Source organism: Streptomyces sp. NPDC048337, from assembly GCF_043201175.1.
Lineage (GTDB): Bacteria > Actinomycetota > Actinomycetes > Streptomycetales > Streptomycetaceae > Streptomyces.
The window spans coordinates 1-13,956 of the sequence record NZ_JBICYR010000035.1; the positions used below are offsets into that span (position 1 = coordinate 1).

The 13,956-nt window shown below is 73.7% G+C and carries 14 protein-coding genes; 5 read left to right on the forward strand and 9 right to left on the reverse strand.

What is annotated here, in order from left to right:
* Window positions 1-157: 157 nt before the first annotated feature.
* On the reverse strand, window positions 158-1,585 hold the full coding sequence (gene argH, locus ACGFYU_RS34895) for an argininosuccinate lyase (protein WP_393831321.1): 1,428 nt from the start codon (window positions 1,583-1,585) through the stop codon (window positions 158-160).
* A 254-nt stretch (window positions 1,586-1,839) separates the two neighbouring features.
* Between argH and ACGFYU_RS34900 the strand changes: the two genes are divergently transcribed.
* From ACGFYU_RS34900 to ACGFYU_RS34910, 3 genes are read left to right on the forward strand one after another with little or no spacing between them, the layout of a single operon-like run.
* Window positions 1,840-3,345, forward strand: a complete 1,506-nt coding sequence (locus ACGFYU_RS34900) for a hypothetical protein (protein ID WP_393831322.1) — start codon at window positions 1,840-1,842, stop codon at window positions 3,343-3,345.
* Between the two features lie 11 nt (window positions 3,346-3,356).
* Window positions 3,357-3,932: a pyridoxamine 5'-phosphate oxidase family protein gene (locus tag ACGFYU_RS34905; RefSeq protein WP_393831323.1), complete on the forward strand. Its 576-nt coding sequence runs from the start codon at window positions 3,357-3,359 to the stop codon at window positions 3,930-3,932.
* Window positions 3,933-3,938: 6 nt separating this feature from the next.
* Complete coding sequence (locus ACGFYU_RS34910; protein WP_393831370.1) at window positions 3,939-4,634, forward strand: L,D-transpeptidase; 696 nt, start codon at window positions 3,939-3,941, stop codon at window positions 4,632-4,634.
* 6 nt (window positions 4,635-4,640) lie between these two features.
* On the opposite strand, the gene ACGFYU_RS34915 is transcribed toward ACGFYU_RS34910, so the two are convergent.
* From ACGFYU_RS34915 to argC, 5 genes are read right to left on the reverse strand one after another with little or no spacing between them, the layout of a single operon-like run.
* Window positions 4,641-5,177: an arginine repressor gene (locus ACGFYU_RS34915; protein WP_393831324.1), complete on the reverse strand. Its 537-nt coding sequence runs from the start codon at window positions 5,175-5,177 to the stop codon at window positions 4,641-4,643.
* A 7-nt stretch (window positions 5,178-5,184) separates the two neighbouring features.
* Window positions 5,185-6,381, reverse strand: a complete 1,197-nt coding sequence (locus ACGFYU_RS34920) for an acetylornithine transaminase (RefSeq protein ID WP_393831325.1) — start codon at window positions 6,379-6,381, stop codon at window positions 5,185-5,187.
* Window positions 6,378-7,286: an acetylglutamate kinase gene (argB, locus tag ACGFYU_RS34925; protein ID WP_393831326.1), complete on the reverse strand. Its 909-nt coding sequence runs from the start codon at window positions 7,284-7,286 to the stop codon at window positions 6,378-6,380. The genes ACGFYU_RS34920 and argB overlap by 4 nt, the downstream gene beginning before the upstream one ends.
* Complete coding sequence (argJ, locus tag ACGFYU_RS34930) at window positions 7,283-8,440, reverse strand: bifunctional glutamate N-acetyltransferase/amino-acid acetyltransferase ArgJ (RefSeq protein ID WP_393831327.1); 1,158 nt, start codon at window positions 8,438-8,440, stop codon at window positions 7,283-7,285. Before argJ ends, argB begins: the two co-directional genes overlap by 4 nt.
* Window positions 8,437-9,465, reverse strand: coding sequence for an N-acetyl-gamma-glutamyl-phosphate reductase (gene argC / locus ACGFYU_RS34935; RefSeq protein WP_393831328.1), 1,029 nt, complete (start codon window positions 9,463-9,465; stop codon window positions 8,437-8,439). The genes argJ and argC overlap by 4 nt, the downstream gene beginning before the upstream one ends.
* Before the next feature lie 153 nt (window positions 9,466-9,618).
* Here argC and ACGFYU_RS34940 point away from each other — a divergent pair, with 153 nt between their 5' ends.
* A complete protein-coding gene (locus ACGFYU_RS34940; RefSeq protein WP_393831329.1) occupies window positions 9,619-10,137 on the forward strand; it encodes a hypothetical protein in 519 nt (172 codons plus the stop codon).
* A 24-nt stretch (window positions 10,138-10,161) separates the two neighbouring features.
* Here the strand turns inward: ACGFYU_RS34940 and ACGFYU_RS34945 are convergent, their stop codons facing one another.
* From ACGFYU_RS34945 to ACGFYU_RS34955, 3 genes are read right to left on the reverse strand one after another with little or no spacing between them, the layout of a single operon-like run.
* Complete coding sequence (locus ACGFYU_RS34945) at window positions 10,162-10,911, reverse strand: N-acetyltransferase (RefSeq protein WP_393831330.1); 750 nt, start codon at window positions 10,909-10,911, stop codon at window positions 10,162-10,164.
* A 40-nt stretch (window positions 10,912-10,951) separates the two neighbouring features.
* Window positions 10,952-11,527, reverse strand: coding sequence for a histidine phosphatase family protein (locus ACGFYU_RS34950; protein WP_393831331.1), 576 nt, complete (start codon window positions 11,525-11,527; stop codon window positions 10,952-10,954).
* Between the two features lie 31 nt (window positions 11,528-11,558).
* A complete protein-coding gene (locus tag ACGFYU_RS34955; protein ID WP_393831332.1) occupies window positions 11,559-13,004 on the reverse strand; it encodes a PLP-dependent aminotransferase family protein in 1,446 nt (481 codons plus the stop codon).
* Between ACGFYU_RS34955 and ACGFYU_RS34960 the strand changes: the two genes are divergently transcribed.
* Window positions 13,003-13,929 (forward strand): DMT family transporter, encoded by a 927-nt coding sequence (locus ACGFYU_RS34960; RefSeq protein WP_393831333.1) that lies wholly within the window; start codon window positions 13,003-13,005, stop codon window positions 13,927-13,929. The two genes, ACGFYU_RS34955 and ACGFYU_RS34960, sit on opposite strands and share 2 nt — an antisense overlap.
* Window positions 13,930-13,956 lie beyond the last annotated feature (27 nt).

Here is a 13,956-nt window from a genome sequence, read left to right on the forward strand (position 1 = left end):
CCCCACCCCCCCCCCCGCCCCCCCGCGCTTTTTTTCTCCCGGCGGGGGGCCGGGGCGGCCCCCCCGCCCCCCCCCGGGGGGGGGCCGGGGGGGCGGCGAAACCCGGGGGGGGGGGGGGGGGGGGGGGGCCCCCCCCCCCCCCCTCCGGGCGGTTCCGCTACTGCTTGTGGGCCGCCCAGGCGTGCTGGATGACCAGGTCCGCCTTCAGCTCGGTCAGCTGGACCGCGACCGCCGAAGGAGCGGTGCCGCCGCGGCCGTTGCGGGAGGCCAGGGCGCCGGGCACGTTGAGGACGGTGCGGACCTCGGGGGTCAGGTGCTCCGAGATCTTCGCGAACTGCTCGTCCGTGAGCTCGTCCAGCTCGATGCCGAGGCCCTCGCACTCCTTGACGCACTCGCCGGCCACTTCGTGCGCCACCCGGAAGGGCACGCCCTGCTTGACCAGCCACTCCGCGATGTCGGTGGCCAGCGAGAAGCCCGCCGGAGCCAGCTCTTCCATCCGCTCCCGGTTCACCGTGAGGGTGGCCATCATGCCGGTGAAGGCCGGCAGCAGGACCTCGAGGGTGTCGCAGGAGTCGAAGACCGGCTCCTTGTCCTCCTGGAGGTCGCGGTTGTAGGCGAGGGGCAGGGCCTTGAGCGTGGCCATGAGACCCGTCAGGTTGCCGATGAGGCGGCCCGACTTGCCGCGCGCCAGCTCCGCGATGTCCGGGTTCTTCTTCTGCGGCATGATCGACGACCCGGTCGAGAAGGCGTCGTGCAGGGTCACGAAGGAGAACTCCTTCGTGTTCCAGATGATGATCTCCTCCGAGATCCGGGACAGGTTGATCCCGATCATCGCGGTGATGAAGGCGAACTCGGCGACGAAGTCGCGCGAGGCAGTGCCGTCGATCGAGTTGCCGACCGAGCCGCGCTCGAAGCCCAGGTCCGCGGCGACCGCCTCCGGGTCCAGGCCCAGCGAGGAGCCGGCGAGGGCGCCCGAGCCGTACGGGGAGACCGCGGTCCGGGTGTCCCACTGCCGCAGCCGCTCGGCGTCCCGGGACAGGGACTGCACGTGGGCCAGTACGTGGTGGGCGAAGAGCACCGGCTGCGCGTGCTGGAGGTGGGTCCGGCCCGGCATCGCCACGTCCGCGTGGCTCTCGGCGAGGCCGACCAGCGCGTCCTGGAGGTCGGCGATCAGCCCGCCGATGATCCGGGCGTGGTCGCGCAGGTACATCCGGAAGAGGGTGGCGACCTGGTCGTTGCGGGACCGGCCGGCGCGCAGCTTGCCGCCGAGCTCGGCGCCGAGCCGCTCCAGCAGGCCCCGCTCCAGGGCGGTGTGGACGTCCTCGTCGGCGATGGTGCCGGTGAAGGAACCGTCGGCGACATCGGCTTCGAGCCGGTCGAGGCCGGCGATCATGCGCTCCAGCTCGTCGGCCGTGAGCAGACCCGCCTTGTTCAGCACGCGGGCGTGGGCGCGCGAGCCGGCGATGTCGTACGGCGCGAGGCGCCAGTCGAAGTGGACCGACGCGGAGAGCTTCGCGAGGGCCTCGGCGGGGCCGTCGGCGAAGCGGCCGCCCCAGAGCCGGACGTCACCGTTGTTGCTGCTCACAGCTGCTGCTCCTCAAGACTGCATGGCTTCGGGTGTGCAACGGCCTCCCCGCCGCGGAGGTAACGGGGAGGCCGTTTCGGTCCTGCGCGTGACGACTCAGGCGGCACATTCAACGACAGGCATAACTATGCACTGCTCTGTATGTTTCGTCAATCGGCGCCCGGTGGAGTACCCCCGACCAGGCCGCATATTGGGGAGCACCACCCCATGGCCAAAGCCTACGATCGGCGCTCTGCACCGAATGGGGAGGGAACATGGGAGCCGCGCTACGGCAGCAGATCGAGGAGGGCCGGGCCGCGGCGGCGGGGCTGCTGCGCGGAGAGCGCCTGGGCATCGGCGGCGTCCGCCGCCCCGTCCTGCCCCTGTCCTGGCTCGCCTTGGACTCGGAGATCCGGCGCGGACACGCCCCCTGGCAGCCGGGGCCCCGGGCCGCCGACCGCATCGAGGTCCGCCTCTGCCACCCCGACGGCCGGATACGCGAGGCCGCGCTCCACGCCCCGCGCCCGCCGCTCCCGCTCGTCGCGATCCGGTGCGCCGACTGGGTCCCGGCGGTGCGCGAGCGCGCCCGGCAGGTGCTCGCCGAGGCCCTGGCGGCCGACCCCGCGCGCACGCTCGTCGAACTCACCCCGCTGGTCCTGCGGCTGGCCCGGCGCGAACGTGGTGCCTGGGCGCGCGACCTGTTCGCGGCCGCCCTCCACGCCGAGGACCCGGTCGTCGCCCCCTGGTGGCGCCCCGCGCGTCCGAAGTCCTGGTGGCGCCCGGCCCGGCCCGCGATCACGATGACCGGCGAGGAGCCCGACACCGTCCTGGCCTGGCTGCGGGGCAGCGGTGACCTGCCGACCCGGCGGTTCGCCGCCCGCGTCACGCTCGACGCCGGGCTGTTCGGCGTACGGGAACTGGCCCGGCGGGCCGGTGCGGAGCGGGACCCGGCGACGGCCGACCTCTGGACGAAGGCGGCGATGGCGGCGCTGGCCGCCGACGGACCGGACGACGAGGCCGTGGACACCCTGGTACGCGGGCACCTCCCCCTGGTGCGGGCCGCCGGGGTCACCGCCCTGCGCCGGGCCGGACGCGCCGCCGAGGCCGCGGATCATCTGGCCGACCGCTCGGGCCCGGTGCGCGCCTGCGCCCGCTGGCTGGTCCGGCAGGACGGCGGGGACCCGTACGCCGCGTACCGGACGCTGATCGCGGACCCGGACCGCGTCACCCCGTACGCCGTCGCCGGCTTCGCCGAGTGCGCCCGTCGGGAGGACGCCCCGCTGCTGCGCGCGCTCCTGGCGCATCCCGCGGGCGCGGTCCGGGCCGCCGCCGTGGCCGGGTTGCGAGTGCTGGACGCCACCGACGTGGACGTGCTGCGGCCGCTGCTAGAGGACCCGTCGCCCGCGGTCGCCCGGGAGGCCTCGCTGAGCCTGGCCCCGTACGCGGAGCGGCTGCCCGCCGACCGACTGCGGGACCTCATGGCGCCCGGGCGCCCCCCGCACACCCGCCGGGCCGCGTACCGGGTGCTGCACGCGCGTGGTGGCGTCGCCGGACTGCGGGCTTCCGTAGAGCTGCTGACGGACAGTGACCCGGCACTGCGGCGGGTCGCGGCGCAGCGCGTGCAGAGCCTGTGGTCCCCCGCCCGCCCGCCTGCTCTGCCCTTGCGTGACCCTGAGGTCGGCGCCCTCCTGGACCGCTGCACCGGGCTGTTCAGCGACTACGTCATGGCACGGTTGCGTTCGCGGCTCGGAATTCCTCCCTCGAAATCCGGCCAGACCTGATAATGATCCCCATGGGAAAGCTTCACGAACGCATAGACGGCCGGCTGCGCAAGTTCATCGAGGACCAGCCGGTCTTCTTCACGGCCACCGCCCCGCTCACCGGTGACGGCCACATCAACCTGTCCCCCAAGGGCCGCGCCGGCACCCTCGTCGTCATCGACGAGCAGACCCTCGCCTACCTCGACTTCGGCGGCAGCGGCGCCGAGACCATCGCGCACGTCCGTGAGAACGGCCGGATCACCCTGATGTGGTGCGCCTTCAGCGGCCCGCCGAACATCGTGCGCATCCACGGCGAGGGCGAGGCGGTCTTCCGTGACGACCCGCGCTGGGCCGAGCTGGTCGGGCTGTTCGGCGACGCCGACGGGCCCGCCGCCCGGGCCATCATCCTCGTCCACGCCCGGCGGATCGCCGATGTGTGCGGGTACGCCGTCCCCTTCATGGAGTACCAGGGCGAACGCACCCTCCACGCGGAGTACTTCGGCCGCAAGACGGACGAGGAGTTCGGGGAGTACTGCGAGAAGAAGGTCGCGACGAGCCTCGACGGCCTGCCTGCGCTGCCCATGCCCCTTCCGCCCCGTACCGTCTGACATGTGCTGCGTACCGCTCTTGTCACGGGCTCACTGATCGTCACCACCCTGCTCCCGCCGGGTCCCTGGAGCCACCACCCGCTGCCCGCCCGCCTGGCCGATACCGGCGGCGGCAGCCAGCTCATCATCGCCGTCGCCCCCGCGCCGGGCTCCACCACCGGACGCCTGACCTGGTGGGACCGGTGGGCGGGGCTCTGGTTCGAGGCCGGGAGCGCGGAGGCCCGCTTCGGGGCGAACGGCCTCACCGAGGGCGCGACCCGTACGCAGGGCACGAACACGACGCCGACGGGCCTGTACGACCTCCCGTACGCCTTCGGGATCCGGCGCGCGCCGGCCGGGACGGAGTACCCCTACCGGCGGGTGACCGGCGGCTCGTGGTGGTGCCAGGACAACGCGTCCGCCGCCTACAACCGCTGGGTGGAGCCGCTGCCGGCGGACTGCAGGCCGGGCGAGGCGGAGCACCTGGTGGCCTACGAGTCCCAGTACGCGCACGCGCTGGTCATCGGCTTCAACTACGCCGAGCCCGTACGGGGCCGGGGCGCGGGCATCTTCCTGCACGTCAACGGCAGGGGGGCGACGGCCGGTTGCGTGTCCGTCCCGGCGCGGACGATGCGGGAGATCCTGCGCTGGGCGAACCCGCGCCGCCACCCCCACATCGCGATCGGCACCGCCTCCGGGGCCCTGGACGTCACCCGGTACTAGACCGGGCTAGCCCTCCTTCTGGGCCAGCCGCAGCAGGTGGTCGGCCAGGGCCTGGCCGCCCGCCGGATCGCGGCTGATCAGCATCAGCGTGTCGTCGCCCGCGATCGTGCCGAGGATCTCCCGGAGTTCGGCCTGGTCGATCGCCGAGGCGAGGAACTGCGCCGCGCCGGGCGGGGTGCGCAGGACCACGAGGTTCGCGGAGGCCTCCGCCGAGATGAGCAGTTCCCCGGAGAGGCGCCGCATGCGCTCCTCCTTCGCCGACTCCCCGAGCGGGGCCTGCGGGGTGCGGAAGCCGCCCTCGCTGGGCACCGCGTAGATCAGCTCGCCGCCGGTGTTGCGGATCTTCACCGCGCCCAGCTCGTCGAGGTCGCGCGAGAGCGTCGCCTGGGTGACGCTCAGCCCGTCGTCGGCGAGCAGCTTGGCCAGCTGGCTCTGGGAGCGGACCGGCTGCCGGTTGAGGATGTCCACGATCCGGCGGTGGCGGGCGGTGCGGGTCTGCGGTACGGCCGGGCCGCCGTGCTCGTTGTCCTGCGCCTGACTCATCGTCGTCTCATTCTCCGGATCGGTCCCCGTTGGCTGCGTCGAGGACGCCGGGCAGGGCCCGGAGGAACGCGTCCACCTCGGCCTCGGACAGTACGTAGGGTGGCATGAGCCGTACGACGTCGGGGGCGGGCGCGTTGACCAGGAAGCCGGCGGCCTGAGCCGCTTGCTGCACCTGGGGTGCGAGCGGCTCGGTCAGCACGATACCCAGCAGCAGACCGGCCCCCCGAACGTGGGAGACCAGCCCATGCCCGGAAGCCTCGATTCCGGCGCGCAGCCGCTCGCCCCGCGCCTTGACCTGGTCGAGCAGGCCTTCGGCGGCGATGGTCTCGATGACGGCGAGGCCGGCGGCGCAGGCGACCGGGTTCCCGCCGAAGGTGGTGCCGTGCTGGCCCGGCTGGAGCAGGTCGGCGGCCGGTCCGAAGGCGGCCACGGCGCCGATCGGCAGACCGCCGCCGAGCCCCTTGGCGAGGGTGACGAGGTCGGGCTCCACGCCCTCGTGGGCCTGGTGCTCGAACCACTGGCCGCACCGCCCGATGCCGGTCTGCACCTCGTCGAGGACGAGCAGCGCACCCTTGGCCCGGGTGATCTCGCGGGCGGCCGTCAGGTACCCGGCGGGCGGCACGACGACGCCGTTCTCGCCCTGGATCGGCTCGATGATCACGAACGCCGTCTCCTCCGTGACGGCGGCCCGCAGGGCCTCCACGTCGCCGTAGGGGACGTGCGTGACGTCGCCGGGCAGGGGCAGGAAGGGGTCCTGCTTCTTCGGCTGGCCGGTGAGCGCGAGGGCTCCCATGGTCCGGCCGTGGAAACCGCCGCCGGTGGACACCATGTGGCTCCGCCCGGTCAGCCGGCCGATCTTGAAGGCGGCTTCGACGGCCTCGGCGCCGGAGTTGCAGAAGAAGACCTTGCCGGGGCGGCCGAAGAGCTGGAGCAGCCGCTCGCCGAGCGCGACGACCGGCTCGGAGGCGTAGAGGTTGGAGACGTGGCCGAGCGTGGAGATCTGGCCGGTCACGGCCTCGACGATCGCCGGGTGGGCGTGGCCGAGCGCGTTGACCGCGATGCCGCCGACGAAGTCGGTGTACTGCCTGCCGTCCGCGTCCCAGACCTGGGCGCCTTCGCCGCGTACCAGGGCCAGCGCCGGGGTGCCGTAGTTGTTGGTCAGCGCGCCCTGCCAGCGGGCGCGGTACTCCTCGTTGCCGGTCACTGCGCTCCCCCTTGCTGCTCGTCCGGCACGACCATCGTGCCGATTCCCTCGTCCGTGAAGATCTCCAGCAGGATCGAGTGCTGGACCCGCCCGTCGATCACGCGGGCGGTGCTGACGCCGCCGCGCACGGCGTGCAGGCAGCCCTGCATCTTGGGCACCATGCCGCTGGACAGCTCCGGCAGCAGCTTCTCCAGCTCGCTGACGGTGAGCCGGCTGATGACCTCGTCGCTGTTGGGCCAGTCCGCGTAGAGGCCCTCGACGTCGGTGAGGACCATCAGCGTCTCGGCGCCGAGGGCGGCGGCGAGGGCCGCGGCCGCCGTGTCGGCGTTGACGTTGTACACGTGGTGGTCGTCGGCGCTGCGCGCGATGGAGGAGATGACCGGGATGCGGCCGTCCGCCAGCAGCGCCTCGATCGCGCCGGTGTCGATGGCGGTGATCTCGCCGACCCGCCCGATGTCGACCAGCTCGCCCTCGATCTCGGGGGTGTGCCGGGTGGCGGTGATGGTGTGCGCGTCCTCGCCGGTCATGCCGACGGCGAGCGGCCCGTGCTGGTTGAGCAGCCCGACCAGCTCGCGCTGGACCTGGCCCGCCAGGACCATCCGTACGACGTCCATGGCCTCGGGGGTCGTGACGCGCAGGCCCGCCTTGAACTCGCTGACCAGGCCCTCTTTGTCGAGCTGGGCGTTGATCTGGGGGCCGCCGCCGTGCACCACCACGGGCTTGAGGCCGGCCTGGCGCAGGAAGGCCACGTCCTGGGCGAAGGCGGCCTTGAGGTCCTCGTCGATCATGGCGTTGCCGCCGAACTTGATGACGATGATCTTGCCGTTGTGGCGGGTGAGCCAGGGCAGCGCCTCGATCAAGATCTCCGCTTTCGGCAGTGCCGTGTGCTTCCGTGCAGTGCTCATGAGGAGTAGGCCGAGTTCTCGTGGACGTAGTCGGCGGTCAGGTCGTTGGCCCAGATGACAGCCGACTCGCTGCCGGTGGACAGGTCCGCGGTGATGCGGACCTCGCGGTCCTTCATGCTGACCAGGTCGCGGTCCTCGCCGACCGAGCCGTTCTTGCAGACCCAGACGCCGTTGATGGCGACGTTGAGCCGGTCCGGGTCGAAGGCGGCCTTGGTGGTGCCGATCGCGGAGAGCACCCGGCCCCAGTTCGGGTCCTCGCCGTGGATGGCGCACTTGAGCAGGTTGTTGCGGGCGATGGACCGGCCGACCTCGACGGCGTCGTCCTCGCTGGCCGCGCCGATGACCTCGATGCGGATGTCCTTGCTGGCGCCCTCGGCGTCGCCGATCAGCTGGCGGGCCAGGTCGTCGCAGACCGTCCGTACGGCCTCGGCGAACTCCTCGTACGCGGGCACCTGGCCGGAGGCCCCGGAGGCGAGCAGCAGCACCGTGTCGTTGGTGGACATGCAGCCGTCGGAGTCGACCCGGTCGAAGGTGGTGCGGGTGGCCGCGCGCAGCGCCTTGTCGAGGGTGGAGCTGTCCAGGTCGGCGTCGGTGGTGAGGACGACGAGCATGGTGGCCAGGCCCGGTGCGAGCATGCCCGCGCCCTTGGCCATGCCGCCGACGGTCCAGCCGCCCTGCGAGACGGTGGCCGTCTTGTGCACGGTGTCGGTGGTCTTGATGGCGATGGCGGCGGCCTCGCCGCCGTCCGCGGTGAGGGCGGCGGCGGCGGCCTCGATGCCGGGCAGCAGCTTGTCCATGGGGAGCAGGACGCCGATCAGGCCGGTGGAGGCGACCGCGATCTCGCCGGCGTTGAACTCGCCGCCGAGGGTGGCCGCGACCTTCTCGGCGGTGGCGTGGGTGTCCTGGAAGCCCTTGGGGCCGGTGCAGGCGTTGGCGCCGCCGGAGTTCAGGACGACCGCGCTGACGGTGCCGCCGCGCAGGACCTGCTCGGACCAGTGCACGGGCGCGGCCTTGACGCGGTTGGAGGTGAAGACGCCCGCGGCGGCCAGACGCGGCCCGTTGTTGACCACGAGGGCCAGGTCGGGGTTGCCGTTTGCCTTGATTCCGGCGGCGATGCCCGCCGCCGTGAATCCCTGTGCTGCCGTGACGCTCACGGTGCCACTCCGATCGTGGAAAGGCCGAGGCTCTCGTGGAGCCCGAGGGCGATGTTCATGCTCTGTACGGCGCCGCCGGCCGTGCCCTTGGTCAGGTTGTCGATGGCGCTGATGGCGATGATCCGCCGGGCGGACTCGTCGTAGGCGACCTGGACCTGTACGGCGTTGGAACCCTGGACGGACTTGGTGGTCGGCCACCGGCCCTCGGGGAGGAGCTGGACGAAGGGCTCCTCGGCGTAGGCCTTCTCGTAGGCGGCGCGGAGGGATTCCGCGGTGGTGCCGGGGAGGGCCTTGGCGGAGCAGGTGGCGAGGATGCCGCGTGCCATGGGCACGAGGGTGGGGGTGAAGGAGACGGAGACCCGCTCCCCGGCCAGCGGGGTCAGGTTCTGCACCATCTCGGGGGTGTGCCGGTGCCCGCCGCCGACCCCGTACGGGGTGACCGTGCCCATGACCTCGGAGCCGAGCAGGTTGGTCTTGAGCGCCTTGCCCGCGCCGGAGGTGCCGGTGGCGGCGACGATCACGGCCTCGGGCTCGGCGAGCCGCGCCTGGTAGGCGGGGAAGAGCGCGAGCGAGACGGCGGTGGGGAAGCAGCCGGGCACGGCGACGCGCTTGGACCCGGCCAGGGCGGCGCGGGCGCCGGGGAGCTCGGGGAGGCCGTAGGGCCAGGTCCCGGCGTGGGTGCCGCCGTAGAAGGCGTCCCAGTCGGACGGGTCCTTGAGCCGGTGGTCGGCGCCCATGTCGATGACGAGGACGTCCTCGCCGAGCTGGGCGGCGACGGCGGCGGACTGGCCGTGCGGAAGCGCGAGGAACACCACGTCGTGACCGGCGAGGACCTCGGGCGTGGTCGCCTCCAGGGTCCGCCCGGCGAGCGGCCCGAGGTGCGGCTGCAGGTTGCCGAAGAGCTCTCCGGCGTTGGAGTGGCCGGTCAGCGCGCCGATCTCGACCTCGGGGTGGGACAGCAGCAGGCGCAGCACTTCACCGCCCGCGTACCCACTCGCTCCGGCCACCGCTACACGTACCACCATCGGACCCTCCTCCTCGATGGCATGACTATACGTATCGCCGCAGTTTTATGCAAAGCCCTTCCGCGACTCCACGGCCCCCGACCCGACTGCTCCCATCCTCCCTCCCCGGCCCGGAATTGTGCCGAGGCGAGGGGGCGGGCGATGCTGACCGGCATGCGTCACGCGCTCGCCCACCAGGACAGTCCGTTCGTCAACTTCAAGCACTTCGGCTTCCCGGGCGGGCGGGGGCACGGGTACCGGTGGGTGCACGTCAAGCGCTTCCGCCTGCCGGCCGGGCCGGTGGCCGACCGCGACGTGCTGGCGGCCCTGATCGCGCACCCGGAGTTCCGGGACACCTACGACGGGGCCGGCGTCTGGCTCGAACCGCGCCACGGTCAGTGGTGGTCGGACCGGATCACGCCCGACACCTACACCGCCGTCGACGAGGCGACCGCGACCCGGACGATCCGCACATGGGCCACCGACGGTGTCCCGCTGCCCGCGGACCTCGTGGCCCGGCTGGACGAGGAGGCCTACGCCCCCATCCGCCGGGCGACGAGCCGGTACGCGCTCGGCGAGCTGCCCGAGGACGCGCGCCACGACTACGGCCCCATCCACATCGAGTTCCACGAACTCGTCCTCATCGACCGCCGCGCCGGCACGCTCGCCCTCCTCGTCGCCGCCGACGACTGAGGCCGGGCGGGCCCCGGCGGGGCGCTACGTCAGCGGGTGGCGGACCCAGACGTTCGGTTCCACGTAGACCGCGTAGCCCTGGTCCGGGTCGCAGTGGACCGGGGTCAGGGCGCCCGGGACGTGGACCGGGCCCGAGGTGGTGAAGGGGAGGCCGGTCCACTCGCGCCATTCGGCGAGCGAGGCGGTGATCGTCATCGAGAGCGGGGCCACCGAGTCGATCACCGCGCCCGCGCGGACGTGGACGCGCAGCCACGGGTCGTGCGGGAGGCCGTCCTCGCGGGTGCGGTACGCGTACTCGTGGATGGAGGCGTCCGGCTCGGCCGGCTTTCCGCTGGGGCGGACCGGGGCCACGACCTCGGCGAAGCCGCGCGCCCGGGCGTTGTCGCGCATGGCGGCGAGCATCCGCCCGGACAGGCCCTCGCCCTGCCGGCCGGCGGCGACGCTGATCTCGATGGCGCTCACCGTGTCGGGCCGCACCCCGCGCCGCAGGTCGGAGAAGGCCCACATCAGGACCCGGTCCCAGCCCTGCGCGGGCAGCACCCCGTCACGGCCGGCCGCGTGCTGTGCGAAGGGCACGCTGAAGCCCCGGGCGACCACCGTGTCCCCGTCCGTGGCGACGAGGACGTACTCCGGCAGCTCGGCCACCATCCGCGGGTACAGCAGCCAGGCCAGCGCGTCGTGCGCGGCGAAGGCGGGCCAGGAGTCCTCCATGTCCCAAAGCCGGCCGGCCAGTTCGGGCCGCTGTGCGAGTGTGGTGATCAAGATCCCGGTCATGGCCGCAGGCTAGGCGCGGCTCGCGGCGGCCTCAACCGCTTTACACGGGGGCCTGCAGGGAGAGGTGCCAGCGCCCGGACCAGCCCGTCAGGGTCATCGTCGACAGCGGCCGGACGTCCACGTTCCAGTAGGTCAGCGGCGGCGCCTTCAGGGCGTAGACCAGGGCCGCCCGGACCACCGAGGGCTCCGCCACGGCGACGATGGCGCCCCCGTCGTCCGCCGGCCGGGTGTCGAGCCAGCCACCGATGCGGGAGATGAAGGCGAGCAGGGACTCGCCGCCGTGCGGGGCCGCGCGCGGGTCGGTGAGCCAGAGGTCCACCGCCCCCGGCTCGTACGCGGTCACCTCGGCCAGGGTCCGGCCCCGCCAGCGGCCCATGTCGCAGTCGCGCAGCGCGGGCTGGGCGAGGGGCGCGTACCCGAGGGCCTCGCCCGTGGCCCGGCTGCGCGGGGTGGGCGAGCAGTAGCGCAGCTCGGCCGCGCCGAGCGGGACGAGGCCGCGCGCGGCGGACTCCACCGCCCGCCAGCCCGCGCCGTCCAGCGGCCGGTCGTCGTCGAAGCGCTCGGCGAGCAGCGAGGAACCACGGGCTGCGGCGACGAGCGAAACCCGAACATGCATGCGGCGATGGTGAGCCGCCCGCCGCACGGGGTCAAGCGTCTGGACCGACCCCGCCCGCCAGGGCTCCCCGCAGCCGCTGGACCGCCTCCACCAGCTCACCGGGGCCCGACACCCCGGCGAAGCTCATCCGGACGTACGGTCCCGGCGGCTCCGCGCAGAAGTACGGTCGGCCGGGCGCGACCGCGACCCCGGCGCGCAGGGCCGTGGCCGCGAAGGCGGCGTCGTCGCCCGCGCCGTCCGGCCGTACCCACAACTGGTATCCGCCGGACGGCAGATGGGGCAGTTCCAGGGCGGGCAGCTCGCGCCGCAGGGCTCCCGCGAGCACGTCCCGCCGGTGCCTCAGCTCGGCGGCCACGGTCCGCAGGTGGCGCGGCCAGGCGGGCGCGCCGACCAGTTCCAGGGCGGCTTCCTGGAGCGGCCGGGACACGAAGAAGGTGTCGACGACCTGGATGGCCCGCAGCCGGTCCACCACCGGGCCCCGGGCGGCCAGGGCGCCCACCCGCAGGCTGGGCGAGGTGGCCTTGGTCAGCGAGCGGACGTGCACGACCACCCCGTCGGGGTCCTCGGCGGCCAGCGTCGCCGACAGCGGCCCGGCGTCCTCGTGGGCCAGGGACCGGGCGTAGTCGTCCTCGACGACGAAGGCCCCGGCGGCCCGCGCGATCCGCAGCACCTCGGCCCGCCGCCCGGGAGCCAGCACCGCCCCGGTCGGGTTCTGGAACAGCGGCTGGCATACGAAGACCCGCGCCCCGGTCGCTTCGAAGGCGGCGGCCAGCAGCTCCGGCCGGACCCCCTCGGCGTCCACCGGGACCGGCACGGGCCGGCATCCGGAGGCGCGGGCGATGGCCAGCAGCCCGGGGTAGGTCGGCGACTCCACCAGGATCGGCGCCCCGGGCGGGGCGAGGGCCCGCAGGGCGGTGGCCAGCGCGCTCTGCCCGCCCGCGGTGACCAGGACGTCGGCGGCGACCACGGCCCCGCCGATCTCCCGGGCGAACCAGTCGCGCAGCTCCGGCAGCCCCTCGACGGGCGGCCGCCCCCAGGCCCCGGGCCGCCGCCCGGCCCGGGCCAGCGCGGCCGCCATGGCGCGCTCGGGCTGGAGGGAGGGGTGCAGGTAGCCGCCGTTGAGCTCGATCACCCCGGAGGGCGGCACGGTCAGCGAGCCCATGACCCCGGTGGCGTCCACCGAGCGCGGGACCACCTCCCCGACGGTCTCGGCGCTCAGGGCGACCTCCTGCCAGGAGGTGTCCCCGGAGGCGGGCGCCGAGGCACGCGGGCTGGCCCGGAAGACCCCGGCTCCGGGCCGGGTGACGACGAGGCCTTCGGCGGCGAGCTGCGCGAGGGCCCGGGAGACGGTGACGGGACTGACGCGGTAGTGCTCGACCAGGGCCCGACTCGACGGGAGCTTTCCACCTACCGAGTAGCGGTTGAGCTGGGCCCTCAGGGATTCTGCCAGCTCCGCCACACTGCTACGCTCGTACATGACAGCACAGAATAGCGCTACTCTCCGGAACACGATAGCGGTTGGCGGCACTGCGACCTCCGGCACCGCGACCCGCACCCGGGGCACCCTGCTCGCCTCCCTCGGCGTCGTCGCCTTCTCCCTGACCTTCCCCTCCACCGCGTGGGGCCTGGAGAGCTTCGGCCCCTGGTCGCTCGTCGCGCTGCGCAGCGTCCTCGCCGCCCTCATCGCCGGCGGCTTCCTGCTGGCCGTGCGGGTCCCGCTGCCCGGCCGTGAGCACTGGGCGGGCCTGGCTGTCGTCGCCGCCGGCGTGGTCGTCGGCTTCCCGATGCTCACCACCCTCGCGCTGACGACCTCCACCACCTCGCACGCCGCCGTCGTGGTCGGCCTGCTCCCGCTGACCACCGCCGCGCTCTCCGCGCTGCGCACCGGGGCCCGGCCCTCGCGCCGGTTCTGGGCCGCGGCCCTCTCCGGGGCCGCCGTGGTCATCACCTTCACCGTGGCGCAGAGCGGCGGCTCCCTCTCGGCCGGCGACGCCTACCTCTTCGCCGCCCTGCTGGTGTGCGCCGCCGGATACACCGAGGGCGGGCGGCTGGCCCGGATCCTGCCCGGCTGGCAGGTGATCGGCTGGGCACTGGTGCTGTGCCTGCCGATCAGCCTCACGGGATCCGCGCTCGGGCTGGCGTACGAGCCGGTGCACCTGACGGGCCACGGGGTGGCGGGCCTGGTGTGGGCGGCGGCCGGCTCCACCTTCCTCGGCCTGTACGTCTGGTACCGCGGCATGGCCGAGATCGGCGCCCCGCGGGCCAGCCAGCTCCAGCTCGCCCAGCCGCTGCTGACCCTGGTGTGGTCCGTGTTCCTGCTCGGGGAGCACCTGTCCCCCGCCGTGCCGCTCGCCGCCTGCGCGGTCCTCGTCTGCATCGCCGTGACCCAACGGGCCAAATAGCGCAAAAACGACCTAAACTGCAAGCAC

Excerpts from the sequence above, each read along its gene's own strand:
- ACGFYU_RS34900 (WP_393831322.1), top strand. The coding sequence starts at position 1,840 with ATGGGAGCCGCGCTACGGCAGCAGATCGAGGAGGGCCGGGCCGCGGCG.
- ACGFYU_RS34905 (WP_393831323.1), top strand. The coding sequence starts at position 3,357 with ATGGGAAAGCTTCACGAACGCATAGACGGCCGGCTGCGCAAGTTCATC.
- ACGFYU_RS34915 (WP_393831324.1), bottom strand. The coding sequence starts at position 5,177 with ATGAGTCAGGCGCAGGACAACGAGCACGGCGGCCCGGCCGTACCGCAG.
- argB (WP_393831326.1), bottom strand. The coding sequence starts at position 7,286 with ATGAGCACTGCACGGAAGCACACGGCACTGCCGAAAGCGGAGATCTTG.
- argC (WP_393831328.1), bottom strand. The coding sequence starts at position 9,465 with ATGGTGGTACGTGTAGCGGTGGCCGGAGCGAGTGGGTACGCGGGCGGT.
- ACGFYU_RS34940 (WP_393831329.1), top strand. The coding sequence starts at position 9,619 with ATGCGTCACGCGCTCGCCCACCAGGACAGTCCGTTCGTCAACTTCAAG.
- ACGFYU_RS34945 (WP_393831330.1), bottom strand. The coding sequence starts at position 10,911 with ATGACCGGGATCTTGATCACCACACTCGCACAGCGGCCCGAACTGGCC.
- ACGFYU_RS34950 (WP_393831331.1), bottom strand. The coding sequence starts at position 11,527 with ATGCATGTTCGGGTTTCGCTCGTCGCCGCAGCCCGTGGTTCCTCGCTG.
- ACGFYU_RS34960 (WP_393831333.1), top strand. The coding sequence starts at position 13,003 with ATGACAGCACAGAATAGCGCTACTCTCCGGAACACGATAGCGGTTGGC.
- ACGFYU_RS34955 (WP_393831332.1), bottom strand. The coding sequence starts at position 13,004 with ATGTACGAGCGTAGCAGTGTGGCGGAGCTGGCAGAATCCCTGAGGGCC.